At 71.7% G+C, this 24222-nt stretch carries 25 protein-coding genes and 2 pseudogenes; 3 read left to right on the top strand and 24 right to left on the bottom strand.

Going from position 1 to position 24222, the window contains the following annotated elements; translation table 11 throughout:
* The 4 genes from VME70_12420 to rpsB form a co-directional block, all read right to left on the bottom strand.
* A partial coding sequence (locus VME70_12420) for a ribosome-recycling factor (GenBank protein HTW21001.1) occupies positions 1 to 410 on the bottom strand: 410 nt, incomplete at its 3' end.
* Positions 407 to 1156: a UMP kinase gene (gene pyrH, locus VME70_12415; protein ID HTW21000.1), complete on the bottom strand. Its 750-nt coding sequence runs from the start codon at positions 1154 to 1156 to the stop codon at positions 407 to 409. The genes VME70_12420 and pyrH, both read right to left, overlap by 4 nt.
* Positions 1157 to 1165: 9 nt before the next feature.
* A complete protein-coding gene (gene tsf, locus VME70_12410; protein HTW20999.1) occupies positions 1166 to 1981 on the bottom strand; it encodes a translation elongation factor Ts in 816 nt (271 codons plus the stop codon).
* Positions 1982 to 2021: 40 nt separating this feature from the next.
* Entirely contained in the window at positions 2022 to 2885 is an 864-nt protein-coding gene (gene rpsB, locus VME70_12405; GenBank protein ID HTW20998.1) for a 30S ribosomal protein S2, read from the bottom strand.
* Positions 2886 to 3208: 323 nt separating this feature from the next.
* Here rpsB and VME70_12400 point away from each other — a divergent pair, with 323 nt between their 5' ends.
* Complete coding sequence (locus tag VME70_12400; GenBank protein ID HTW20997.1) at positions 3209 to 3757, top strand: M23 family metallopeptidase; 549 nt, start codon at positions 3209 to 3211, stop codon at positions 3755 to 3757.
* A gap of 102 nt (positions 3758 to 3859) precedes the next feature.
* Positions 3860 to 4309: a hypothetical protein gene (locus VME70_12395; protein HTW20996.1), complete on the top strand. Its 450-nt coding sequence runs from the start codon at positions 3860 to 3862 to the stop codon at positions 4307 to 4309.
* A 21-nt stretch (positions 4310 to 4330) separates the two neighbouring features.
* On the opposite strand, the gene VME70_12390 is transcribed toward VME70_12395, so the two are convergent.
* The 17 genes and pseudogenes from VME70_12390 to VME70_12310 form a co-directional block, all read right to left on the bottom strand.
* Positions 4331 to 4813: a GNAT family N-acetyltransferase gene (locus VME70_12390; GenBank protein HTW20995.1), complete on the bottom strand. Its 483-nt coding sequence runs from the start codon at positions 4811 to 4813 to the stop codon at positions 4331 to 4333.
* Positions 4810 to 5643: an RNA polymerase sigma factor WhiG gene (gene whiG, locus VME70_12385; GenBank protein HTW20994.1), complete on the bottom strand. Its 834-nt coding sequence runs from the start codon at positions 5641 to 5643 to the stop codon at positions 4810 to 4812. The genes VME70_12390 and whiG overlap by 4 nt, the downstream gene beginning before the upstream one ends.
* Positions 5618 to 6520, bottom strand: a complete 903-nt coding sequence (locus VME70_12380; GenBank protein HTW20993.1) for a tyrosine recombinase XerC — start codon at positions 6518 to 6520, stop codon at positions 5618 to 5620. Before VME70_12380 ends, whiG begins: the two co-directional genes overlap by 26 nt.
* A gap of 64 nt (positions 6521 to 6584) precedes the next feature.
* Complete coding sequence (gene dprA / locus VME70_12375) at positions 6585 to 7763, bottom strand: DNA-processing protein DprA (GenBank protein HTW20992.1); 1179 nt, start codon at positions 7761 to 7763, stop codon at positions 6585 to 6587.
* Positions 7760 to 9304, bottom strand: a complete 1545-nt coding sequence (locus tag VME70_12370; GenBank protein HTW20991.1) for a YifB family Mg chelatase-like AAA ATPase — start codon at positions 9302 to 9304, stop codon at positions 7760 to 7762. Before VME70_12370 ends, dprA begins: the two co-directional genes overlap by 4 nt.
* Positions 9304 to 9660, bottom strand: coding sequence for a YraN family protein (locus VME70_12365; GenBank protein ID HTW20990.1), 357 nt, complete (start codon positions 9658 to 9660; stop codon positions 9304 to 9306). Before VME70_12365 ends, VME70_12370 begins: the two co-directional genes overlap by 1 nt.
* Positions 9661 to 9772: 112 nt before the next feature.
* Positions 9773 to 10084: a DUF2469 domain-containing protein gene (locus VME70_12360; GenBank protein ID HTW20989.1), complete on the bottom strand. Its 312-nt coding sequence runs from the start codon at positions 10082 to 10084 to the stop codon at positions 9773 to 9775.
* Positions 10081 to 10785: a ribonuclease HII gene (locus tag VME70_12355; GenBank protein HTW20988.1), complete on the bottom strand. Its 705-nt coding sequence runs from the start codon at positions 10783 to 10785 to the stop codon at positions 10081 to 10083. The genes VME70_12360 and VME70_12355 overlap by 4 nt, the downstream gene beginning before the upstream one ends.
* On the bottom strand, positions 10778 to 11629 hold the full coding sequence (gene lepB, locus VME70_12350; protein ID HTW20987.1) for a signal peptidase I: 852 nt from the start codon (positions 11627 to 11629) through the stop codon (positions 10778 to 10780). The genes VME70_12355 and lepB overlap by 8 nt, the downstream gene beginning before the upstream one ends.
* A gap of 32 nt (positions 11630 to 11661) precedes the next feature.
* On the bottom strand, positions 11662 to 12021 hold the full coding sequence (gene rplS, locus VME70_12345; GenBank protein HTW20986.1) for a 50S ribosomal protein L19: 360 nt from the start codon (positions 12019 to 12021) through the stop codon (positions 11662 to 11664).
* A 99-nt stretch (positions 12022 to 12120) separates the two neighbouring features.
* Positions 12121 to 12825 carry a tRNA (guanosine(37)-N1)-methyltransferase TrmD gene (gene trmD, locus VME70_12340; protein ID HTW20985.1) on the bottom strand — a complete coding sequence of 235 codons (705 nt, stop codon included), beginning with the start codon at positions 12823 to 12825 and terminating at the stop codon, positions 12121 to 12123.
* Positions 12825 to 13334, bottom strand: a complete 510-nt coding sequence (rimM, locus tag VME70_12335) for a ribosome maturation factor RimM (protein HTW20984.1) — start codon at positions 13332 to 13334, stop codon at positions 12825 to 12827. The genes trmD and rimM overlap by 1 nt, the downstream gene beginning before the upstream one ends.
* A gap of 14 nt (positions 13335 to 13348) precedes the next feature.
* Positions 13349 to 13588 (bottom strand): RNA-binding protein, encoded by a 240-nt coding sequence (locus VME70_12330; protein HTW20983.1) that lies wholly within the window; start codon positions 13586 to 13588, stop codon positions 13349 to 13351.
* A gap of 185 nt (positions 13589 to 13773) precedes the next feature.
* A pseudogene (gene rpsP / locus VME70_12325) lies at positions 13774 to 14226 on the bottom strand (30S ribosomal protein S16).
* A gap of 129 nt (positions 14227 to 14355) precedes the next feature.
* Positions 14356 to 14742, bottom strand: a complete 387-nt coding sequence (locus VME70_12320) for a hypothetical protein (protein ID HTW20982.1) — start codon at positions 14740 to 14742, stop codon at positions 14356 to 14358.
* 37 nt (positions 14743 to 14779) lie between these two features.
* Positions 14780 to 16273 (bottom strand): signal recognition particle protein, encoded by a 1494-nt coding sequence (gene ffh / locus VME70_12315; protein ID HTW20981.1) that lies wholly within the window; start codon positions 16271 to 16273, stop codon positions 14780 to 14782.
* On the bottom strand, positions 16273 to 18084 hold the full coding sequence (locus tag VME70_12310) for an AMP-dependent synthetase/ligase (GenBank protein HTW20980.1): 1812 nt from the start codon (positions 18082 to 18084) through the stop codon (positions 16273 to 16275). Before VME70_12310 ends, ffh begins: the two co-directional genes overlap by 1 nt.
* Before the next feature lie 29 nt (positions 18085 to 18113).
* Here VME70_12310 and VME70_12305 point away from each other — a divergent pair, with 29 nt between their 5' ends.
* Positions 18114 to 18644 (top strand): hypothetical protein, encoded by a 531-nt coding sequence (locus tag VME70_12305; protein HTW20979.1) that lies wholly within the window; start codon positions 18114 to 18116, stop codon positions 18642 to 18644.
* Here VME70_12305 and VME70_12300 read toward each other — a convergent pair.
* From VME70_12300 to VME70_12290, 3 genes and pseudogenes are all read right to left on the bottom strand, one after another.
* Positions 18641 to 20956, bottom strand: coding sequence for a [protein-PII] uridylyltransferase (locus VME70_12300; GenBank protein ID HTW20978.1), 2316 nt, complete (start codon positions 20954 to 20956; stop codon positions 18641 to 18643). The genes VME70_12305 and VME70_12300 overlap by 4 nt on opposite strands.
* 37 nt (positions 20957 to 20993) lie before the next feature.
* Positions 20994 to 22028 (bottom strand): annotated as a pseudogene (ftsY, locus tag VME70_12295) (signal recognition particle-docking protein FtsY).
* 116 nt (positions 22029 to 22144) lie between these two features.
* On the bottom strand, positions 22145 to 24222 hold a 2078-nt coding region (locus VME70_12290), incomplete at its 5' end, for an AAA family ATPase (GenBank protein HTW20977.1).

The following is a 24222-nucleotide window of genomic DNA, read 5'->3' as shown; positions in this document are numbered from 1 at the left end:
ACCCCCTTCGACTCGACCTTCCCCACCTTGGCCGGCTTGGCGTCCTCGGCCTTGGCCTTGGCGACCTTGATGAGGTCGCGGCGGCGCTCCTCCGTGAGCTGCGGGAACACGACGCGGATGATGCTGCCGTCGCTCGTGGGGTTGACGCCGAGGTCGCTGTCCCGGATCGCCCGCTCGACGGCGGCCATCGAGTTCTTGTCGTACGGCGACAGCACCGCCATCCGGGGCTCGGGAACGGTGAGCGTCGCGAGCTGGATCACCGGGGTCGGAGTGCCGTAGTAGTCCACCACGATCTTCGAGAACATCTGCGGCGTTGCTCGGCCGGTCCGAATGGAGGCGAGGTCGTCATGAAGAACGCCGACCGCCTTGTCCATCTTCTCCTCGGCCTCGAACAGTGTCTCGTCGATCACGCGCCTTCTCCGTCCCCGCCTCGAGCGGTGCTGCTCACCAGCGTGCCGATGCTCTCACCACGCACCGCTCGCCCGATATTGCCATGCGCGAGCAGGTCGAAGACCACGATCGGAAGCTCGTTGTCCATGCAGAGGGTGAACGCGGTCGCGTCCGCGACCTTGAGGCCTTTGGCGACGACGTCGGCGTAGCTGATCCACTCGTAGCGCGTGGCATCGGGCTGCACGCGCGGGTCGGCGTCGTACACGCCGTCGACCGCCTTCGCGAGCAGCAGCACCTTCGCGCCGATCTCCAGAGCGCGCTGCGCCCCGCACGTGTCCGTGGAGAAGAACGGCGCGCCGAGACCGGCGCCGAAGATGACGACGCGCCCCTTCTCCAGGTGCCGGATCGCACGACGCGGGATGTAGGGCTCGGCGACCTGACCCATCGTGATCGCGGTCTGGACCCGGGTCTCGACGCCGGCCTTCTCGAGGAAGTCCTGAAGCGCGAGGCAGTTCATGACCGTGCCGAGCATGCCCATGTAGTCCGCACGGCCACGGTCCATCCCACGCTCGGACAGCTGCTGGCCCCGGAAGAAGTTGCCACCGCCGATGACGACCGCGACCTGCACGCCGGAGGCCACCACATCGGCGATCTGGGCGGCGACGTCCTGCACGACGTCGGGATCGATGCCGACCTGGCCGCCGCCGAACATCTCCCCGCCGAGCTTGAGCAGGACGCGGTTCCACTGAGGCGGCGAGTACTCCATAAGAGCGTTCTATCCGCCAACCGCGAAGCGGACAAACTTGGTCAGCGTGACGCCGGCCTCGTTCAGCACCGCCTTGACGGTCTTCTTGTTGTCCCGGACGTAGGCCTGCTCCAGCAGAACGGTGTCCTTGAGGAAGCCGTTCACGCGCCCCTCGATGATCTTCGGCAGCGCCTGCTCGGGCTTGCCCTCCTCGCGGGCGGTCGCTTCCGCGATCCGCCGCTCGTTGTCGAGAACGTCCTGGGGGACGTCGTCGACGCTGAGGTACGGCGGGTTGTACGTCGCAACCTGCATCGCGATGCCGCGTGCGGTCTCGGCGTCCTCGCCGTCGAACTGCACCAGCACACCGATCTGCGGCGGCAGGTCGGTCGCGCGCCGGTGCAGGTAGGAGGTCGTCCGGCCGTCGAAGTAGACCGCCTGGCCGAGCTCGATCTTCTCCCCGATCGCGGCCGCGGTCTGCTCGATCGCGACCGCGACCGTACGCCCGTCGGCGAGCGTCGCCTCGCCCAGGGTGTCGAGGTCGCCCGACTTGGTCTGGGCCGCGATCGCAACGATGTCCGCGGCCAGGGTCTGGAACTCCTCGTTCTTGGCCACGAAGTCGGTCTCGCTGGCGAGCGCGATCATCGCGCCGTCCGCGGCGGCCACCAAGCCGTTGCTGGCCTGGCGCTCGGAGCCGCGCTTCGCGACCTTCGCGCCCTGCTTCACGCGAAGGATCTCGATCGCCTTGTCGGTGTCGCCGTCGGCCTCTTCGAGCGCGCGCTTGCAGTCCATCATCCCCGCACCGGTCAGGTCGCGGAGCTTCTTCACGTCAGCAGCGCTGACCGTCATCGTTCCCAGCTCTCTTTCTCGTCGTACGTCGTTGCGTGGCTCAGGCCTCGGGCGCAGCCGGGGACTGCGGGGCTTCGGCAGGCGTCAGGTCGATCGCAACCTCGGTGTCGGCGGCCAGCACCTTCTCGCCCTGGAGCAGCTCGCGCTCCCAGTCCGCCAGAGGCTCGTCGGCGCCGAGGGCACCGGGCTCGGGCTTCTCGTCGACGGCAGCGGCCGCCGAGCGGGCGATCAGACCGTCCGCGACCGCGTCCGCGACGACGCGGGTCAGCGTGGCGACCGATCGAATCGCGTCGTCGTTGCCCGGGATCGGGTAGTCGACCAGATCAGGGTCGCAGTTGCTGTCGAGAATCGCGACCACTGGGATCCGCAGCTTGCGCGCCTCGGCGACCGCGATGTGCTCCTTGTTGGTGTCGACCACCCAGACCGCGCTCGGCAGCCGGTTCATGTCCCGGATCCCGCCGAGGGTGCGGGCGAGCTTGTCGCGCTCGCGGGAGATCATCAGGGCTTCCTTCTTCGTGGTGACCGTGGAGCCGCCGGTCGACTCGATCACCTCGAGCTCCTTGAGCCGCTGCAGCCGCTTGTGCACGGTCGAGAAGTTGGTGAGCATCCCGCCCAGCCAGCGCTGGTTGACGAACGGCATGCCGACCCGGGTCGCCTGCTCGGCGATCGCGTCCTGCGCCTGCTTCTTGGTGCCGACGAACAGGATGCTGCCGCCGTGGGCGACGGTCTCCTTGACGAAGTCGTAGGCGCGGTCGATGTAGGTGAGCGACTGCTGGAGATCGATGATGTAGATGCCGTTGCGCTCGGTGAAGATGAAGCGCTTCATCTTCGGGTTCCACCGGCGGGTCTGATGCCCGAAGTGGACCCCGCTCTCGAGCAGCTGGCGCATCGTGACGACGGCCATGGTCGTGCTCCTCTCGCGCGCCTGCGGCGCGCTCCGGTTGTCCCGCACCGGCCGGTCGGCCGCTGCGCCTGACTCCGCCGGCGCGCCGGACCCCGAAGGGACCGATCGGCGCGCCTCGCCGTCGGGTGCGACCCTCTGGCGATCTGGCGGTGTGCGAAGTCGACCCGCTCGCGCGGGCCGCTGGCGGACAGTCTACGTCGGAGCCGGCCTGGCGCGCTCGCCCGAGATGTCCCGCTTGTTCACAGTCTCGCGGCGGCCCGACCGCGTCCACAACCTCACCTGGGCCGCTCCTCGCCGGACCGCGACTCCCGGAGGATCGGCGCGTGGTTCGACTCTGGCGGCTGGCGGCGGCGCTCGGCGCGGTGGCGGCGATCGCCGGTGCGGCCGGCATCGCGGCGGACGCGGCACCGGACGACCGTCGGCCGGCCATCGCAGCGGCGGGCGAGAGCGCCGGTGGCTGGCGCTGGCCACTGCGACCCGCCCCCGACCGGGTGGTGCGTGACTTCGACCCGCCCGCCGAGCCCTGGCTGGCCGGCAACCGCGGCGTGGACCTGGCGGGGCGCGCGGGGCAGCCCGTGCACGCTGCCGGGGCCGGCCTGGTGAGCTTCGCCTGGCAGATCGCGGGCGTGGGTGTGGTCAGCGTCACGAGCGGGTCGTTGCGGACGACCTACGAGCCGCTGCGTCTTGCGGTGCACCGGGGCGATGCGGTGCGTGCAGGAACCGTGCTTGGCCGGCTCGCGCTGGCCGGCTCGCACTGCCTGCCCGACGCCTGCCTGCATTGGGGCCTGTTGCGCGGCGCGGCCTACCTCGACCCGCTCGCCCTGCTCGGCCTCGAGCAGGTCCGCCTGCTTCCCGACCCGCCTTCCGGCTGACCGCAGCCGAGCAGGAACGGAGAAGCGCTGAGCCGGCCACCGTCCCTACCTTTGGTCTACTGACCCAACTGATCCGAAGCAATGTACGAACGGAGATGTGCGATGCCCGCGAAGGCAACCCAAACCGGACCCGCCGGCTTCAGCGCCGAGGAACGCGCTGCGATGAAGGCACGGGTCGCCGAGCTTCGAGCGGAGGGCAAGAAGGGCGCCAAGCAGGCCGACGCGCTGCAGGCGACCCTCGACGCCATCGCGAAGATGGCGCCCGCAGATCGCGTCATCGCCGAACACGTCCACGCGACCATCACCGCCAACGCGCCACAGCTCGCACCGAAGACGTGGTACGGGATGCCCGCCTACGCCAACGAGGACGGCAAGGTGGTGATCTACTTCCGCGACGCGGGCAAGTTCAACGAGCGGTACTCGAACCTCGGCTTCCAGGACTCGGCAAACCTCGACGACGGCGATATGTGGCCGATCATGTTCGCGCTGACCGCATGGACGCCGGCGGTCGAGAAGAAGATCGTGCAGCTGGTGACCTCGGCCCTGTCCTGATCGCAGCGGCGGCGCGCCGGCTCAGACCGTGAGATCGCGCCGGTAGATGTCGACCGGGCGGGTCGGGTCATCGTTGAGGAAGAAGTGCTCGCCCAGGGCGGCGAACCCACACTTGAGGTAGAACGCCACCGCGCGCTGGTTGGACCGAAGGACGCCCAGCGTCAGCTCGGTCGCTCCGTCCGCGGCAGCCCAGGCAACGACGGCGTCGACGAGACCTGTGGCGACGCCGGTGCCACGTGCCGAGGCCGCGACCCACATCGCGTTCAGGTGCCGCTGCAGCTCCGGGTAGGCCGGGTCACGGCGGCCCGAGACGATTCCGATCGTCGCGTCGCCGTCGTCGCCGACGAACCACGCCGCGGCCGCGACCCGCTCACGCCACACCGCGGGGTCGAAACCGGCCTCGCGCTCGAACGTGGAGGCGAACGCGTCGGGCGCGTCCGAGAGCGATCGCAGCCGGACCTCGCGGAGCAGCTCCCACTCGTCCGGACCGAGCCGGCGGATCAATCCTTCTGGTCGGCGAGCTTGCCGCGCAGCTGGAGGACCGCCTTGGTGTGCATCTGGCAGATCCGGCTCTCGGTCACGCCGAGCACCTGGCCGATCTCGGCGAGGGTGAGTCCCTCGTAGTAGTAGAGGGTGACCACGATCTTCTCCCGCTCCGGCAGCGTGTTGATCGCGCGGGCGAGCAGGTACTTCGTCTCCTCGGTCTCGAACGCCGCGACGGGGTCCTCGGCCTTCGTGTCCTCGAGAGTGTCGACGAGAGAGAGCTTGTCGCCGCGCTCGCCGCCGACGTTGAGCAGCTCGTCGAGCGCGATCACGTTGACGAAGGAAACCTGCGAGAAGATCGCGTGCAGGTCTTCGAGCTTGATTCCGAGCTCCTCGGCGACCTCCGCCTCGTTCGGCGTGCGGTGCAGCCGCGACTCGAGTGCGGCGTAGGCCTTCTCGACCTCGCGGGCCTTGTAGCGGACCGAGCGGGGGATCCAGTCGATCGCCCGCAGCTCGTCGATGATCGCGCCCTTGATCCGGCTGATCGCGTAGGTCTCGAACTTGATCGCGCGGTCGATGTCGAACTTCTGGATCGCGTCGATCAGCCCGAAGATTCCGTACGAGACCAGGTCGGCCTGCTCGATGTTCGGCGGCAGGCCGACACCGACCCGGCCGGCGACGTACTTGACCAGCGGCGAGTAGTGCAGGATCAGCCGCTCGCGCAGCTGGGGATCCTCGGTGGCCTTGTACTTGCGCCAGAGCTCTGCGATCGCTTCGTCGACGGCCGCGGGGTCGGGCTTGTCCTCGGGCTCGAGCGTCGCCTGATCACGCTCTGGGGTGCGCCCGGTCATACGTTGCCCTCAGTCGCTCGATGGACACATGTGTATAGATCTGCGTTGTAGCGAGGGTAGCGTGGCCGAGCAACTCCTGGACGCTCCTTAGGTCAGCGCCACCCTCGAGAAGATGAGTTGCCGCCGTGTGGCGCAGCCCGTGCGGGCCCAGATCGGCGATCCCGGGAACCGCCCGAAGCCGCTCATGGACCACCCGCCGGGCCATCCGAGGGTCCAGCCGCCCGCCTCGCGAGCCCAGCAGGAGCGCCGGGCCGCTGTCCGCGGTCACCAGCGCGGGCCGGCCCCTGGCCAGCCAGCTGCGGACCGCGTGTGCGGCCGGCTCACCGAGCGGAACTGTGCGCTCCTTGGCACCCTTTCCGAACAGCCGGACGGTCCGCCGTTCGGCGTCGACGTCGTCGAGGTCCAGCCCGCACAGCTCGCTCACGCGGGCTCCGCTCGCGTAGAGCAGCTCGACCACCGCCGCGTCGCGCAGCCCGCGCGGGCTGGTATCCGCCGCCGCGGCGCGCATGACCTCGCCCGCCTCGTCGATGCGCAGCACCTCAGGAAGCGGCCGGCGGCCTTTGGGCGAGGCGAGCAGCACGCCGGGATCGCTCGCCAGCAACCCGATCCGACCCGCCCATGCGGTAAAGCCGCGCGCCGCCGAGGCGCGGCGGGCCAGCGTGGCCCGGCTGGCACCCGCGCTGTGCAGCCGGGCCAGCCAGGACCGCAGCACGCGGACGTCAAGATCGGATAAATCGGTGCAATGCATCCGATCCGCATGATCGAGCAGGCTCGCGACATCCCCCGCGTAGGCCCGCACCGAATGCTCGGACAAGCCGCGCTCGAGGCTCAGATGGTCGACGTACCGTTCGTAGACCTCGGCGAACGCCGGGGGCAGCTCCACCCTGCCACGCTGCGATGCCGATGCCGTCGGGTCAAGCCACCACGCGGTCCGGCCGCCCTCACCACCAACCCAGCGGCAGCTCCGCGGCGCCGGCCGAGCGCTCGGTACGCCGCTCGCTGCGGCCGAGCGCCGTCATGCGCCAGCCGGTCTCGTCCTGGTCGACCAGCCCGTGCGTCTCGAGCGCGGCGAGGGCAGCAGCGACCGCGTCGACGCGCATCCCCGCGGTGGTCGCGATCCGCCGTACCGCCACGCGCTGCCGCACCGGCACCGCGTCCATGACCCGGCTGACCGCCGGGCCGAGCAGGTCGCGCCGGCGCACCGGCCCGCTCACCCGCTCCGCGAACTCCCCCATCCCTCCGACCTGCTCGATCACCTCGTCGGCCTTGGTCACCAGGACCGTGTCCGGCCGGTCTCGAAGCAGCTGATGGCAGCCCGCGGACAGCGTCGAGGTGACCGGGCCGGGCACGGCCATGACGTGGCGGAACAGCTCGCCGGCGTGCCGCGCGGTCGACCGTGCCCCGCTCCGCGGCGCCGCCTCGACGACCACGGTCCCGGCGCTCAGCGCGGCGATCAGCCGGTTGCGGATGAGGAACCTGGCGCGGTACGGCGCCGCGCCCGGCGGATGCTCGCTCACCCCGAGCCCGTCGGCGACCAGCTGCGCATACAGCGACTCGTGCGCCTTCGGGTAGGCGACGTCCACGCCACAGGCGAGCACGGCGACGCTGGCACCGCCCGCCGCGAGCGCGCCCCGGTGCGCGGCCGCGTCGATGCCGAACGCGAGTCCGGACACCACCGTCCACCCCCGCTCGGCCAGGCCGGCCGCCAGCTCGGCAGCAACGCTCGCGCCGTAGTCGGTGGCGGCCCGGGTGCCGACCACCGCGACCGCTCGCTCGCAGACCGCCCCCAACGAGCGCCGCCCCCGCACCCACAGCCCGAACGACCCGGCGTCGAGGCGGTCGAGGTCGTCCAGACCGGCCGGCCACTCCTCGTCGCCCGGGCAGACCAGCCGAGCGCCGATCTCGGCGGCTGCGGCCAGGTCGCGTTCGCCGACGGCATCCAGCACCCGCAGCTGCATCGCGTCCACATCGAGCCCGTGGATCGGCGTACCGCGGCGGATGTCCGCCACCGCCTGCACACAACCCTCGGACCGCACGTGGCGCACCAGTGCAGCCATCGCCGGCTCGCTGATCCGGAGAAGCTCCGCGCGGGCGACGCGCTCCTCGTCGGCGACGCTCATGCGGTTCGGGCCAGCGCTACCGGTTCGGACTCCTGGCGCAGGGCACGCGCGGCGTCGACGTCCTCGAGGCTCGGCCGGTCGCGCCCGCCGAGGTCGGCGAGCGTCCAGGCGACCTTCAGCACCCGGTCGACCCCGCGGGTGGAGAGCTTGCGCCGGTCCGCGTCGGCCTTGAGACCGGCCAGTGCCTCGTCCGGCACCGGGAACCGGTGCCGCAGGACGGGACCGGGCACCTCGGCGTTGGTCGACCACGGCGTCCCCCGCAGGCGGCGCCCGGCGCGGTCCCGTGCCTCCCGCACCCGTTCGCGGACGATCTCGCTCGGCTCGCCGGTCGCGCCGGCCGTGAGGATCGCCCGGCTAATCGGCGCGAGCCGCGCCCGCAGGTCGATCCGGTCGAGCAGCGGACCGGACAGCCGGTTGCGGTAGGCCCGCAGCTGCACCGACGTGCAGACGCAGTTCGACGGGTCGGTGGACCGTCCGCCCTTGGCGCACGGGCAGGGATTCGCGGCGAGCACCAGCTGGAACCGGGTCGGGTACGTCGCCACCCCGCCGGACCGGCTGATCGTCACGAGCCCCGACTCGATAGGCTGCCGCAGTGCATCGAGCGCCCGCCGGTCGAACTCGGTCGCCTCGTCGACGAACAGCACGCCGCGGTGGGCGAGCGAGATCATGCCCGGCGCCGGGATGCCGCTGCCGCCGCCGACCAGCGAGGCGATGGTGGCCGAGTGGTGCGGCGCGCAGAACGGCGGCCGCGTGATGAGCGGCCGGCCGGGCGCGAGCCGGCCCAGCAACGAATGGATCGAGGTCACCTCGAGCGCCTCGTCGGCCTCGAGGTCGGGAAGCAGTCCAGGCAGCCGCTCCGCCAGCATCGTCTTTCCGACGCCCGGTGGTCCGGTCAGCAGCACGTGATGGCCGCCCGCTGCTGCGATCTCCATGGCATGACGTGCCTCGGGTTGACCCACCACGTCGCGCAGGTCCGGCACCGGCTCCGGGCCGGCCGGCGGCGGGCAGGGTGGCTCGTCGACCTCGACCGGCTCGCCGCGCAGCCGGGCGCAGAGCTCGGCCAGCGAGCCGACCGCAACGACGTCGGCTCCCGGCACGAGACCGGCCTCGCCCGCGTTCGCGCGCGGCACGACCACGCGCGAGTAGCCGTGCCGCACCGCGCCGATCACTGCTGGCAGCACGCCGGTCACGGGATGCACGCGCCCGTCGAGCCCGAGCTCGCCGATCACGACCAGGTCGCGCACATCGGTCTCGCCCAGACCGCCGGCGCCGGCGAGAACGGCCACCGCGATCGCGAGGTCGAACCCGCTGCCGGACTTGCGGACCGACGCCGGCGCCAGACCCACGGTGATCCGGTGCGTGGGCCAGCTCTCCCCCGCGCTTCCCACGGCCGAGCGGACCCGGTCCGCGGACTGCCGCACCACCGTGTCGGGCAGCCCGGTCCAGACCATCGCCGGCAGCCCGGTGCCGATGTCCGCCTCGACCGTGACCAGGTGCGCCTCGAGACCGGCGAGCACGACCGATCGGGTCTGGCCGAGCACTAAAGCACGCCCTTGAGGTGCTCGAGCCGAGCGGCGCCCGAGCGGGGCAGCAGGACGCCCACGACGTCGAAGCGCAACGTCGCGCCGCGAGCCGGATGAGCTCGCAACCAGTGCAGCGCGAGCTCCCGCAGCTTCTCCGCCTTGCGGCGGGTGATCGCCTCCGCCGGCGTGCCGAACGCGGTAGACGTCCGCGTTTTGACCTCGACGACGACCAGGTCGCTGCCGTCGCGCGCCACGATGTCGATCTCGCCGGCCGCGCACCGCCAGTTGCGGGCCAGCACCTGCATTCCCGCACCGACCAGATGCCGGGTGGCGAGCTCCTCGCCGTACTTCCCGATCGAGTCCTTGACCAGCACGCGACCACCTCCGACCGCAACGATGCAGCCGCGGAACGGCCGTCGACAGCAGTCGAAGAAGGTTGTGGACTCGTCGGTTGTCAGGGGCGGCTGTGGAGCACCGTGAGGTGACTCAGTGCTCTTCCGGGACCTCGAGATCCGACTTCGGCAGCTCTTCGACGTTGACGTCCTTGAAGGTCAGCACGCGGACGTTCTTCACGAACCGGGCCGGCCGGTACATGTCCCAGACCCAGGCATCCTGCATGACCGCCTCGAAGTAGGTCTCGCCGCCCTCGTTGTGCTGGATCAGCTCGACGTCGTTGGTGAGGTAGAAGCGGCGTTCGGTCTCGACGACGTAGCTGAACAGCCGGACGACGTCGCGATACTCCCGGTAGAGCTGCAGCTCCATCTCGGTCTCGTACTTCTCGAGGTCCTCGGCACTCACGGGATCGCTCCCCATTCATCGTCGAGATCATGATCGGCCTGCGCCGCGCGCACGTTCACGTATGTTCGCCGGTGCTCAGGGCACGGGCCGTGCGCATCGAGCGCGCTTTGGTGATCCGGTGTGCAGTAGCCCTTGTGCGCGGCAAAGTCGTACGCCGGCCAGTTGTCGTGCATCGCCACCATCAACCGGTCGCGGGTGACCTTTGCGATGACCGATGCCGCCGCGATGCAGGCCGCCACCCGATCGCCCTTCCATACGGCGAGACCGGGAACCCCGAGACCCGGCACCGGGAAGCCATCGGTGAGGACGTACGCCGGGTGCACGGCGAGCTGGGACAGCGCGCGGCGCATGCCTTGCACGTTTGCGACGTGCAGCCCGATCCGGTCGACGTCGACAGCCGGGATGACGACCACCGACCAGGCCGCCGCCCGGCGTACCACCTGGGCGTAGACCCGCTCGCGGGCCAGCGGCGTCAACAGCTTGGAGTCGGCCAGCCCGGGCACCTCGCCGCGCTTGCCGGGCGGCAGCACCGCGGCCGCGACGACGAGCGGCCCCGCACAGGCACCCCGCCCGGCCTCGTCGACGCCGGCCACCGGGGTGAGCCCCTGCCGCGCCAGCGCACGCTCGTAGCCGTAGAGCCCGGCGTCCTTGCGCACCGTCCTGCGCGCCATGACGTCGACGCGCGCCGCTGCCTCAGCCATCCCCGGCAGCGTACGTCGGAGGCGCACGGCGGCGTCGACGCACCACCGCGATCACGACGATCAGCAGCAGCACCGCGAGCACGATGAGGCCGAGCACGTACCAGCCGGTGTGGCCGCTCGCGGTGGCCAGTCCGGGCTGGCCGAAGGTCGACGGCACCGGGAGCGTCCGCCATTGCGACACCGGCCAGATCACGACGAAGGCCCGGCCGATGACGTCGCTGACCGGGATCGGGCCGTTGACCCGCGAGTCCTCCGAGTTGTCCCGGTGGTCGCCCATGACGAACAGCTCGCCCTTGGGCACGCGCACGGTCTTGCCCTCGAAGTTGTCCGCGGAGCAAGGATGCGAGCCCGGATACAGGAACGGCTCGGTCAGCGCGTGCCCGTTCACCCGGAGTACGTCGCCCTTGCACGAAACCGTGTCTCCGCCCACCCCGATGACGCGCTTCACGAAGTCGCTGCTGGTCGACGGCGCGAGGCCGATCGCCGCGCCGATGTCGTGCAGCACGCGGGAGACCGGGTTGGTCGGGGTCGTGAAGTCGGACTCGTCCGGCCATCCGGGCGGCCCCTTGAACACGACGACATCCCCCCGGTGCGGCGAGGAGAAGTCGTAAGCGAGCTTGTTGACCAGCACCCGGTCGTACGGGTGGCCCGGGCTGGTGCCCGGTGCCCCCGACGGATTGCCACCCTGCAGCGTGTTCTCCATCGACGCGGAGGGGATGTAGAACGCCTGCACCAGAAAGGTCTTGATGATCAGCGCCAGCACGAGCGCGACCACGACCAGGATGGGGAACTCCATCCACAGCGGCATGCCCTTCGCGACGTCATCGCGGGCGGGAGTGGTCACGTCACCTCGGTGTGGCGGACGGCGCAGGAGGGTCAGCGGCTCGGCGCCGCTTCGCGCTTCTCCTTGATCTTCGCCTTCTTCCCGCGAAGGTCACGCAGGTAGTACAGCTTCGCGCGGCGGACGTCGCCGCGCGTGACCACCTCGAGGTGGTCGACGACCGGAGAGTGGACCGGGAAGGTGCGCTCGACCCCCACGCCGAAGCTCACCTTGCGGACCGTGAAGGTCTCCCGGACGCCGCCGCCGTGGCGGCGGATGACGACGCCCTGGAACACCTGGACCCGGGTGCGGTTGCCCTCGACGACCTTGACGTGCACCTTCACGGTGTCGCCCGGCCGGAACGCTGGGATGTCGCTGCGCAGCGAGGCGGCGTCGATCGCGTCGAGCGTCTGCATGGTGGTCGGTTCCTCGGTTCGCGGGCGCGCCGGAAGGCACGCAGCGGTCTGGCGGTGCCCTCCACTGTGCCACAACCGGCCTGCGAGAGGGTAATCGCGTCAGGTCAGCAGATCGGGCCGGCGTTCCTGCGTGCGCGCTCGGGATTGCTCGTCCCGCCAGCGGGCGATCGCCGCGTGGTCGCCGGACAGCAGCACGTCCGGTACGCCGAGTCCTCGCCATTGCGGCGGCCGGGTGTACGCGGGGGCTTCGAGCCGCCCGTGGTGCTCGGCGAACGAGTCGTCGACCGCGGACTCGCAGTTGCCCATGAAGCCAGGGATCAGGCGGGTCACGGCCTCCACGATCACCAACGCCGCAACCTCGCCGCCGGCGAGCACGTAGTCGCCGATCGACACCTCCGCGACCGGCATCCGACGCCCGGCATCTTCGACCACCCGCGCGTCGATGCCTTCGTACCGTCCGCACGCGATCACCAGCCAGGGCAGCCCGCTCCAGGCGCGAGCATCGGCCTGGGTGAACCGGCGACCCGACGGTGTCGGCACGACCAGCAGGGGTGGTCCGCCTGCCCCTGGCGGCGGGTCCGCGGCGATCGCGTCGAGCGCGCGGCCCCACGGCTCCGCGCGCATCAGCATGCCGGGCCCTCCGCCGTACGGCGTGTCATCGACACTGCGGTGGACATCGGCGGTGTGGTCCCGCAGGTCGTGCACTCGTGCATCGACCAGGCCGCTCGCACGCGCCTTGCCGAGAAGGGACACGTCCAGCGCCGCGAAGTAGTCGGGGAAGATCGTCACCAGGTCGATGCGCATCACAGGTCCAACAGCCCTTCGGGCGGGTCGACCACCAGCCGGCCGGAGGGGACGTCGACGGTGGGCACGATCGCCGCGACGAAGGGCACCAGCACCTCGCCGCCGTCAGGCCCGGCGATAACCAGCAGATCGGCGCCGGGCGGATGAACGACGTCGGTGACGTCGCCGATCGGCGCGCCGTCCACCGACACGGCCGCGAGGCCGATCAGGTCGTGGTCCCAGTACTCCTCGTCCTCACCCAGCGCCGGGCTGGTCGAGGAGTCGGCGACCAGCATCGTCCCGCGCAACGCGTCCGCCGCGGTGCGGTCGGCGACCCCGGCGAAGCGCACCAGCAGCCGGCCGGCGTGCCAGCGCGCGGCGTCGATCCGCAGCGGTCCTTTGTCGGCCGGATCGGTCTCGATCACGCCGCCCACCGCAAAGCGATCCTCGGGGCGGTCGGTGCGAACGTCCACCGCGACCTCCCCGCTGATGCCGTGCGCCTTCGCGATGCGCCCGACCACGAGCCGCATGGGGCCGCCCTGCGCTAGCGCACGCGGTCGACGTCCACGAGATCGACCCGCACGCCGCGCCCGCCGAGCGCGGTCATCACCGTGCGCAGCGCCTTCGCGGTGCGTCCGGTGCGGCCGATCACCTTCCCGAGGTCGTCGGGGTGGACCCGCACCTCGAGCACTCGCCCCTGCCGGCGCTCGATCAGGTCCACGGTCACGTCGTCGGGATGGTCGACGATCCCGCGCACCAGGTGTTCGAGCGCGTCCTCGAGCACTACTCGCCGGCTTCTGGCGCAGCGGCCTCGTCCGGCGCCGCCTCAGCGGCCGGCGCGGCCTCAGCAGCGGGCGCTTCCTCAACCGCGGCCGCTTCCTCAGCCGCGGGCTCGTCCTCGACGGGTGCGGCCGGCGCCTCGGCTTCGGCGGGCTCAGTCGGCGCTTGCGCCTCGGCCGGCGGCGCAGGCTCGGCCGGCGCGTCTGCGTCACTCGGCGCTGCGGGCTCGGCCGACTTCGCCGCGGTCTTCTTGGCGGCGGTCTTCTTCGCCGCGGTCTTCTTCGCGGGGGCGTCGGCCGGCAGGCTCTCCTTGGCCGCCGCCTCGAAGGCCGCCTTGCGGTCCGCGCGCGGGGCGGCGGTGCGGACACCCTCGGCCGGCGCCGGTTCGCCCTTGTGGGCCTGCCAGTCGCCGGTGAGCTTCAGGATCGCCGCGACCGGCTCGGTGGGCTGCGCACCGACCGACAGCCAGTAGCGGGCACGCTCCGAGTCGAGCTCGATCAGCGAGGGCTCCTGCTTCGGGTGGTACTTCCCGATCGTCTCGATCACCCGGCCCTCGCGCTTGGTCCGCGAGTCGGCGACGACGATTCGGTAGTACGGCGCGCGGATCTTGCCCAGCCGCATGAGTCGGATCTTGGTTGCCACGAAGTGCAGGTCTCCTGGGTAGGTGCGCGCGGGCGCGCCGGTGGCGGCCTCTGGTGCGATCAGGCCGGTTCGTGCTCACGGCCATTCTGCCAGAGGTTGCCCGCTACGGGTCGGGCCTACCGGCCGGCCCTACTTCACCGGGAGCTGGCCGGCCCGCCAGACGTCGCGCAGGCCCCACGGCATGATCACGAACCCCCAGAGTGCGGCGCCGCCGAGCTCGAGCCCGCCGGTCAGGATCCCGGCGATCACCAGCACGATGAACGGGATGACCAGGGCCAGGGTCGCGATGATCCGCCCGGTGGGACCGAAGGTGGTCTGCGTCTTGCGCCAGCGGGTACGGACGACCGGCGGCGGCAGTGCGGGCGCGGCGGACACCGGTCTGGTCACGGTGGCGGTCGCGGTCATCGTCGCCGCAGGCACGTTGGCCGCCCGGCCGCGAGGTGCGTAGCACTGCCCGCACCAGTCGACGGACGCGTTCAGCGAGGCACCGCACGCATAGCAAGTTTCGGACTCCACCTGGACAACATCGGCGCAGCGCAGCGCGCACTTCACCTCAGCGGGCGCCGGGGTCGCCCTTGCCGGGAAGCTGCAGATTCGACAGATCAGGCGCCAACCCGGGCGGAAGCGACATTCCCGGCGGCAGACGTGGTGGCATCGCCACGCGCGGGCCGCCCTTGGCCCGCCGGCCGGACTTGCCCTTCTTGCCCTTCTTCGCCGTACGCCGCATGCCCGGCATCCCGAGCCCACCGGTCATCTGCTGCATCATCTTGCGGGCCTCGCCGAAGCGGTTGACCAGCTGGTTGACGTCGGTGACGGTGACGCCGGCGCCCTTCGCGATCCGCACCCGGCGCGAACCGTTGAGGATCCGCGGGTCCTGGCGCTCGGAGGGCGTCATCGAGCGGATGATCGCCGCGATCCGGTCGAGGTCGCGGTCGTCGATCTGGGAGATCGCGTCCTTCATCTGGCCCATGCCCGGCAGCATCCCCAGGACGTTGCCGATCGGGCCCATCCGCTTGACCATCATCATCTGCTCGAGAAAGTCCTCGAGGGTGAGGTCGCCGCCGCCGCCGAGCATGCGCTCGGCCATCCGGGCGGTCTCGTCCGCCTCGAAGGTGCGCTCGGCCTGCTCGATCAGCGTCAGGACGTCGCCCATGCCGAGGATCCGTGACGCCATCCGCTCCGGGTGGAACACGTCGAAGTCGTCGAGCTTCTCCCCCGTCGACGCGAACAGGATCGGGCGGCCCGTGACCTTCGCCACCGACAGCGCCGCGCCGCCGCGGGCATCACCGTCGAGCTTGGTGAGCACGACACCGGTGAAGCCGACCCCGTCGCGGAACGCCTCGGCCGTGCTGACCGCGTCCTGGCCGATCATCGCGTCGACGACGAAGAGGATCTCGTCCGGCGTGACCGCGTCGCGGATCGCCATCGCCTGGGCCATCATCTCCGCATCGACGCCCAGCCGCCCTGCGGTGTCGACCACGACGACGTCATGCCCCAGCCGCTTGGCATGCTCGATCGCGTCGCGCGCAACGGCAACGGGATCCCCGACGCCGTTGCCGGGCTCCGGGGCGAAGACGTCGACACCGGCCTGCCCGCCGACAACCTGAAGCTGCTGCACCGCGTTCGGCCGCTGGAGGTCGGCGGCCACGAGCAGCGGCGCGTGCCGCTGCGTCTTCAGCCACCGGCCGAGCTTGCCGGCCAGCGTGGTCTTGCCGGTGCCCTGCAGGCCGGCGAGCAGGACGACGGTCGGCGGATGCTTGGCGAGGGTGAGCGTCCGGGTCTCGCCGCCGAGGATCGCGACGAGCTCCTCATTGACGATCTTGATGACCTGCTGCGCGGGGTTGAGGGCTGCGCTGACCTGCGACCCGTGCGCCCGCTCCTTGACCGCCGCGATGAACTCGCGGACCGCGGGCAGCGCGACGTCGGCCTCGAGCAGCGCGATCCGGATCTCGCGGGTCGTCGCGTCGATGTCCGCATCGGAGAGCCGGCCCTTGCCGCGCAGGCCGGCGAACGCGGCCTCCAGCCGCTCGGACAGGGTCTCGAACATCAGGCCAAGGCTACGTCGGGCGCGGCCTCGACCTCCGTGCCGCCGCCGGCGTACAGCTCCTCGATTCGATCGCCGTAGCGCTGCAGGACGCCACGCCGCTTCAGCTTCATGGTCGGCGTGAGCACGTCCGTGTCCGGCAGCCACTCCTCGCCGATGACGAGGATCCGTCGCGGCTGCTCGACCCTGGACAGCCGGGCGTTCGCGGACGCGACGTCCCGCGCGATACCGGCAACCACCTCCGGATCGGCGGCCACCTGATCGACCGACCGGCCCGCGTAGCGCGCGGCGACCGCGTCGGGGTCAAGGGTCAGCAACGCCACCAGGTAGGGCTGACCCTCACCGATCGCCATCGCCTGGCCGACCAGCGGGACCGTCTTCAACACCGCCTCGACGTTGGAGGGCGACACATTCTTGCCGCCGGCGGTGATGATGAGCTCCTTCTTGCGGTCGACGATCTTCAGGTAGCCGTCCTCGTCGAACTCGCCGATGTCGCCGGTGTGCAGCCAGCCGTCGGCATCGAGCGCGTCCGCCGTACGAACCGGGTCGTCGAGGTAACCGGTGAACACGATCGGCCCCCGGCACAGCACCTCGCCATCGTCGGCGGTGACGACCTCGATGCCGGGATACGCCGTTCCCACCCGTCCGACCTTCACCAGGTGCGGCTCCCAGGTCATGCCGCCGCAGTTCTCGCTCATGCCGTAGACCTCGCTCATCGGCAGCCCGATGTCGCGCAGGAAGTCGATCACCTCGGGCGGGATGGGAGCCGCACCGCTGAAGGCGTACTCGCACTCGTCGAGGCCGATCGCCTTGCGCACCGGCGCGAAGGCGACCTCGTCGACGAATGCCCACGTCTCGGCGAGCTCGCCGGACGGCTCCTCGCCTCGCGCGCGCAGCTGCTGGACCTGCCGTCCCACCCGCATGGCATCGGCGAAGCCGGCCGCTGCTTCGGGCCCTCGTGCCTCAACCTGCGCCTGGATGCCGGCGACCAGCTTCTCCCAGACCCGGGGCGGCCCGAACAACGCGGTCGGGCGGACCTGCGACAAGTACGCCGCCAGCTGGGTCATGTCGGCACACGGAACGACTTCGGAGCCGCGCAGGATGTGGTTGTAGTGACTCACCATCCGCTCGGCGATGTGCGCCATCGGCAGGTAGGACACCAGCCGCTTGCCCTCGTCCGTGCGGCGGTGGCTGTAGCTGGCGAAACACTCCGAGGCCGCGATCACGTTGCGGTGGTTCAGCATCACGCCCTTGGGTGGCCCGGTAGTGCCGGAGGTGTAGATCACCGTCAACAGGTCGGCCGGGTCGAGGGCGAGCTCGGCGGCCTGCAGGTCGATCGGATCATCGGTTCGCAGTTCGTCCCACGCGATCGTTCCGTCCGGCGCCGCTCCGACGACGACGACCGAACGCAGGCCTTGACAGTCACCGGCGGCGGCGAGCATCCGTTCGACGAATGTGCCGTCCTCGACGACGGCAACGCCCGCTCGGCAGTGCCCGACCAGATAGGCGATCTGCTCCGGCGACGACGAGTTGTAGATCGAGATCGGCGTCGCACCGAGGGCGACGACGGCGAGATCGACGATATGGAACTCGACCCGGTTGCGCAGCATCAGCACGACCCGGTCGCCACGGCCGACACCCAGCGCCGCCAGCCCTCCTGCCACGCGCGCGGCCGCCTCGGTGTACTCGCTCCACGTGAGGGTCTGCGGGTTGGCGACACCGAACCCATGAAGGTCGCGGATGGCTACATCGGCAGGCTGGCGAGCCGCCGTACGCAGGAATCCGTCGAGCACAGTGCGCGCCTCGTCGCTCATTGCGGAACCGTACGACGCACAATCCCGTTGTGACGAGTGCTTCGACGGTGCGGGTTCCTGACCTCGCAGGCAAGACAGTGATCGTCGCCGGCCCGGGCCTCGGTTTGGCCGAGATCGTCGATGCCTTCGTCGCGAACCACGCGCTGGTCGCGCTCGTCGCCTCGGACCGGGAGCTGGTCCGCGGACCCGGACGCGCAGCCGACAATGCCGACCCACCTGTCGTCGCGATCACGGAAGACGCGGCCAACCCGCAGTTCTGGGCGCGGTTCGTGCCGCAGGTCGAGCAGCGGCGCGGGCCGATCGACGTCGTCGTGGCCGTCGGCCCGGCGGAGAACAGAGCCGCGCTGCGCGCGGCGGTCGAGGCGGACATGGCCGCCCGTCGGCGCGGCATCGTGATCGAGATCGATGCCACCGTTGAGCCGATCGAGCCGCGCGCGGGTGTGCGGCATCGGCGGATCGAGGTCGGACCCGAGCCGGACCCGAAGGCGGTCGCCGCGCTCGTGCTGCTCTGCGCGAGCGACCTCCTGGAGTCGGGCGAGCTGTCCGTGGCGCTGCCCTAACCGGCCGCGGCCTCGCACGCGGCGAGCAGGGCGTACTCGATCCGCTCGCGACGCACGTCGTCCGCCACCGGGCCGCCGTACTCGTCGACGACGTAGAAGGTGTCGACGGCTTCCGCACCCATCGTGTGGATGCGAGCCGTGCGTACGTCCAAGCCGGCCTCGGCAAGCGCCTTCGTCAGCCGGTAGAGCAAGCCGTCGGCGTCGTGGGCACGCACCTCGACGACGGTCGCGGTCCGTGAAGCGTCGTCGAACCACACCACGCGCGGCGACGCCGAGACCCGTCGCCGGCTCGGGGCGTAGGTGCGCTCGCGATCGGTCAGGCGTCCGGCGAGTGCCGCAGGGTCGTCGTAGGCGCGACGCACCGCGGCCCGGAGCAGGGCGACGTCGGGCATCGTGCCGAACCGGGGCGCCACGTCGAAGACGGTGACGCCCATCGGCCCGACGGCCGAGCCCGCCGAGGCGGCGACCGCCGACCGGATCTCCAGCCGCTGCAGGGCCAACGCACCGGACCATCGCCACAGCAACCCCGGGTGATCGGGCGCAACCACCGTCACCCGCAGACCCGTCACCTGCACTGCGAGCTCACCCTCGCTCGCAAGTGCCAGCTGCGACTCGTCGAGTGCGGGCAACGGCGGGGCCGGCTCGCCGGCGAGGTCGGCGCGGACCAGGTCGACCAGCTGGTCGACCAGACCCGCCTTCCACTCACTCCACGCCGCGGGGCCGGTGGCGGCCGCATCGGCGACGGTCAGCGCGTGCAGCAGGTCGAGCGTCGCACGGTCACCGACGGCGTCCGCCACGGTCTCGATCGTCGCCGGGTCGGTGAGGTCGCGGCGGGTCGCGGTGTCGGGCAGCAGGAGGTGGTGGCGAACCAGCCGCGTGAGCGTCGCGATGTCGGCCGGCTCGAAGCCGATCCGCGCCGCGATCGTGGGGACGACGCCGACGCCGGCATCCGTGTGGTCGCCCGGGTAGCCCTTGCCGATGTCATGCAGCAACGCCCCGAGCAGCAGCAGGTCCGGCCGGGCGACCCGCCGCGTGAGCGCTGAGGCCTCCGCGGCGGTCTCGATCAGGTGCCGGTCGACGGTGTAGCGATGGACCGGGTTGTGCTGGGGACGGCAGCGCACCGCTGCCCATTCCGGGAGCACACGGACCAGCAGCCCCGCCTGGTCGAGTGCCTCGAACACCCCGATCGCCGGGCGGCCCGCACCGAGCGTCGCGATCAGGGCCTGCCGGGCGTCGCCCGGCCAGGGATCGGGCAGTGCAGCCGCTTCCCGCTCGAGCCGGGCGAGGGCATGCGCCCCGATCGGCAGGCCGGACTCGGCGGCGGCCGCCGCCACCCGCCAGACCAGGCCGGGGTCCGAGCCGGGATCGGCGTCTCGCGAGAGCTGTACCCAACCGTCCTGCGCGACCACACCGTCGGCGAGCGGGCGCCGCTGCTGGGCGCGCCGCCGGTTCCACGGGCGGCTCGCCGGCCGGGCCGCCTCCGTCCGACGGATCGCCTCGTCGGCGGCGAACGCGATCCGCCGCGCCGCCGACGACACGGATCGGATCAGCTCGTCACCGTCCGCCAGCCCGAGCGCCGCGGCAACCGGGTCGTGCTCCTGCTGCACCAGGCGATCGGAGCGGGGGTTGCGCCGATGCAACTCGCCGCGGACGTCCAGCAGCCACTCGTACGCCGCTACCACGGCCGGCGAGGGTGGGTCGACCAGCCAGGCGGCAGCCAACGCGTGCACGGCGTGGATGTCGCGCAGGCCACCGCGCGCCTCCTTCAGGTCGGGCTCGAGCAGGAACGCGAGCTCGCCGAAGCGCTCGGTGCGCGAACGAACCGCCGCGATCAGTTCAGGAACCCGGCGGCGCGCATCGCGACGCCACTCGCCGTACGCACGGGTGTGCAGCTCCGAGAACAGCGCTGCGTCGCCGGCGACCGGCCGGCTGTCCAGCAGCCCGAGCGCGGCCCTGAGATCGTGCCGGGCCACCTCGATCGCCTGGTCGACGGTCCGGACCGCGTGATCCAGTCCGACACCGGCGTCCCAGATCGGGTACCACAGCGCGTCAGCGACTCCGGCGGCATCCGTGCCTGCACGGTGCACGAGCAGCAGGTCGAGGTCGCTGCCCGCGGCCGGCTCGGCGCGGCCGTAGCCGCCGACCGCGACCAGCGCGACCCCGGGGGCGGCCCCCAGCCGTTCTGCCAACCAGCGATCGGTCGCGCGGGTCAGCTCGGCGCGAAGCTCACCGCCGGTGAGCTCTGGCCGGCCGAGGACGGCGTCTCGGGTGGCCCGCAACTGCACTGCCGCGCTGCCGTGCACGTCGCTCATGCAAGCCGGGCCGCGTTGCCATGGTGTTTCGCCGTGGTTAAGCCCCCAGCAGCGCGGCCACGAACACCTCGGGCTCGAACGGAGCCAGGTCGTCGGGGCCCTCACCCAGGCCGACCAGCTTGACCGGTACGCCGAGCTCCTGCTGCACGGCAAGCACGATGCCTCCCTTCGCGCTGCCGTCCAGCTTGGTGAGGACGACGCCGGTGACGTCGACTGCGGAGCCGAAGATGCGGGCTTGGATGAGCCCGTTCTGGCCGGTCGTCGCGTCGAGCACGAGCAACACCTCGTCCACCGGCGCGTCCCGCTCGACCACCCGCTTCACCTTTGCCAGCTCGTCCATCAGCGGAGTCTTGGTGTGCAGCCGGCCGGCCGTGTCGATGACCACCGTGTCGACGCCGTCGCGCCGGCCGGTCGCCACTGCGTCGAAGGCGACGCTCGCCGGATCGGAACCCTCCGCACCGCGCACCACGGTGGCTCCGACCCGCTCGGCCCACGTCGCCAGCTGCTCGACCGCCGCAGCGCGGAAGGTGTCCGCGGCCCCGAGCAGCACGGTACGACCGTCGCCCACCAGGACCCGCGCGAGCTTTCCGCAGGTCGTCGTCTTGCCGGTGCCGTTCACCCCGACCACGAGGACGACCGCGGGATGACCGTCGTGCGGCGCCGTGTGCAAGCTGCGGTCGGCGTCGGGGTGCAGCGTCTCGAGCAGCTCCGCCCGCAGCAGCTCGCGCACCTGCTCGGGGTCTCGAGTGCCGAGAACCCGCACCCGCTCGCGCAACCGGTCGACCAGCGCGGTGGACGCGGCCACCCCGACATCGGAGGTGAGCAGCACCTCTTCGAGCTCTTCCCAGGTCTGGTCGTCGATCGTGTCCTTGGACAGCAGCGCGAGCAGCCCGCGACCCAGCGTGGACCGCGAGCCCGACAGCCGGTCCCGAAGCCGGACCAGCCGTCCAGCGGAGGGCGGTGGTCGCTCGATGACCGGCGCGGCGGCCTCCGGCTCGGCACCCTCCGGCTTGACCGCCGGCTCGACCTCCGGCTTGATCGCCGGCTTCGCCGGCGGGGCAGGTGGCACCTCGACGATCGGCGGCCGCGCGCGGCGCGACGGAGCCAGGAGGAACGCGGCGAGTCCGGCCACGACGAGCACGGCCACGACGATGACGACGATCACGATTGCCACGACGGCAAATCCTGTCAGACCGGTTCGGGCTCCGGTTCACGCAGCCGCTGGCTGATGACCTCGGTGATGCCGTCGCCGCGCATGGAGACGCCGTACAGCGTGTCGGCGACCTCCATCGTCCGCTTCTGGTGCGTGATGACGATGAGCTGCGACGTCGACTGCAGCTCCGCCAGCAGGTCGACGAGCCGGGACAGGTTCCGGTCGTCCAGCGCCGCTTCGACCTCGTCCAGGACGTAGAACGGCGAAGGCCGCGCCCGGAAGATCGCCACCAGCAGGGCGATCGCGGTCAGCGACCGCTCGCCACCGGACAGCAGCGACAGCCGCTTGACCTTCTTGCCGGGCGGCCGGGCCTCGACGTCCACGCCGGTGGTCAGCCAGTCGTCGGGGTCGGTGAGGACCAGGCGTCCGGACCCGCCCGGGAACAGCACGCCGAACACGGTCTCGAACTCCCGCGCGACGTCCTCGTAGGCCGAGCGGAAGATCTGCTCGACCCGGTCGTCGACCTCCTTGATGACGACGAGCAGGTCACGCCGCGACGCCTTCAGGTCCTCGAGCTGCTCGGAGAGGAACTTGTGCCGCTCCTCCAGCGCCGCGAACTCCTCCAGGGCGAGCGGGTTGACCTTGCCGAGCAGGGTGAGCGCACGTTCGGCGGATCGCCAGCGCTTCTCTTGAACCGCGCGGTCGTACGCCGTGGCCTCGGTGCCCTCCGGCGCGTCCGGAGCGGGCGGCACGAGCACCTCGGGTCCGTACTCCGACAGCAGCGTCTGCGGGGTGATCGCGAAGTCCTCGGCGACCTTGGCCTCGAGGGTCTCGATCCGCAACCGCTGCTCGGCCCGCGCGACCTCGTCGCGGTGCACCGCACCGGTCAGCGTTTCGAGCTCGGCCGCCAGCTCTCGCGCCGTGCCCCGGACGGCCAGCAGGTCGCCCTCGGTTGCCGTGCGGGCCTGGTCGGTGGCGCTCCGCTCGGCCGCGGCCGCGTCGAGCGAGCGCTCGATCGCGACCAGCGCGTACGCCGTCACCGTCCCGATCGCGGCTGCGACCGCCGACTCGCGCTCGCGCCGGCGAACGAGCGCCGCGGCCCGCTCGCGGGCCGCTCGCTCGGCCGCCTCGGCCTGCTCGATCTGCTCGATCCGAGCGGACAGCGCATGCGCCCGCTCCTCGCCGGTGCGTACCGCGAGCCTCGCCTCGACCTCGCCGGCCCGCGCGTCGGCGACCAGCCGGTCGAGGCGATCACGGTCCCCCCGGTCCGGCTCGTCGTCGTCGTCGGATGCCGCCTCCGCCGCCGCCAACCGGGCCTCGAGGGCCGCCAGCCCCTGCAGGTCGCGATCGCGAGCGAGCGACGCCTCGTCGATCGCGGTGGCGAACCGCTCGGTCTCCGCGGCGGCGGCCCGCGATGCGGCGCCGAGCTGGCCGAGCCGTTCGGCCACGGACGCGAGCCGGGCATCGGACTCGTGCAGCTCCGCGAGGGCGGCCTCGGCCTCGTCCTGCGCGCGAGCGGCCTGCTCGCCCGCGGCGGACAGCGCGAAGCGCAGCCGCTCGCCGCGGTGGGTCAGCGTCGCGAGCTCGCGCTCGGCCTCCGCGTGCGCGGCGCGGACCTCGAGCAGTGAGGGAGCGGTCATCGATCCGCCGGCCGACCAGCCGAGGCCGACGACGTCACCGTCCGGGGTGACCGCCCGCAGTTGCGGCGCGCGCTCGACCAGCGAGCGGGCACCGGCCAGGTCGCCGACGAGCACGGTGTCGGCGAGCAACCGCTGCAAGGCCGGCCGAAGCAGCTCCGGCGCGGACACGACGTCGATGGCGTACGTCGTACCGGCGGGCAGGTCCTGGCGGGTTACGGCGGGCATCGGTGCCCCGCCGACCAGCAGGCCGACCCGGCCGGCGTCGTCGCGCTTGAGCATCGCGATCGCGGCAGCGGCGTCGGCGAGGCTGCGCACCGCGACGGCGTCGGCGGCGGCTCCCAACGCGGCCGCGACGGCGGTCTCGTGGCCGGGCGCGACGGAGACGACCTCGGCGACCGTGCCGAGCACACCAGGTAGTGCCGGACCGGCCGCGATCAGCGCGCCCGATCCGTCCTTGCGGTTCAGCCCGAGCG

The organism is Mycobacteriales bacterium (genome assembly GCA_035504215.1).
GTDB lineage: Bacteria > Actinomycetota > Actinomycetes > JAFAQI01 > JAFAQI01 > DATAUK01.
This window is presented reverse-complemented; position numbering and strand designations above follow the sequence as displayed.

Bases quoted from the DNA above. Each gene is read 5' to 3' on its own strand.
- pyrH (HTW21000.1), bottom strand. From the start codon at position 1,156: ATGGAGTACTCGCCGCCTCAGTGGAACCGCGTCCTGCTCAAGCTCGGC.
- tsf (HTW20999.1), bottom strand. From the start codon at position 1,981: ATGACGGTCAGCGCTGCTGACGTGAAGAAGCTCCGCGACCTGACCGGT.
- rpsB (HTW20998.1), bottom strand. From the start codon at position 2,885: ATGGCCGTCGTCACGATGCGCCAGCTGCTCGAGAGCGGGGTCCACTTC.
- VME70_12395 (HTW20996.1), top strand. From the start codon at position 3,860: ATGCCCGCGAAGGCAACCCAAACCGGACCCGCCGGCTTCAGCGCCGAG.
- whiG (HTW20994.1), bottom strand. From the start codon at position 5,643: ATGACCGGGCGCACCCCAGAGCGTGATCAGGCGACGCTCGAGCCCGAG.
- dprA (HTW20992.1), bottom strand. From the start codon at position 7,763: ATGAGCGTCGCCGACGAGGAGCGCGTCGCCCGCGCGGAGCTTCTCCGG.
- VME70_12355 (HTW20988.1), bottom strand. From the start codon at position 10,785: ATGGCTGAGGCAGCGGCGCGCGTCGACGTCATGGCGCGCAGGACGGTG.
- rplS (HTW20986.1), bottom strand. From the start codon at position 12,021: ATGCAGACGCTCGACGCGATCGACGCCGCCTCGCTGCGCAGCGACATC.
- trmD (HTW20985.1), bottom strand. From the start codon at position 12,825: ATGCGCATCGACCTGGTGACGATCTTCCCCGACTACTTCGCGGCGCTG.
- rimM (HTW20984.1), bottom strand. From the start codon at position 13,334: ATGCGGCTCGTGGTCGGGCGCATCGCGAAGGCGCACGGCATCAGCGGG.
- ffh (HTW20981.1), bottom strand. From the start codon at position 16,273: ATGTTCGAGACCCTGTCCGAGCGGCTGGAGGCCGCGTTCGCCGGCCTG.
- VME70_12310 (HTW20980.1), bottom strand. From the start codon at position 18,084: ATGAGCGACGAGGCGCGCACTGTGCTCGACGGATTCCTGCGTACGGCG.
- VME70_12300 (HTW20978.1), bottom strand. From the start codon at position 20,956: ATGAGCGACGTGCACGGCAGCGCGGCAGTGCAGTTGCGGGCCACCCGA.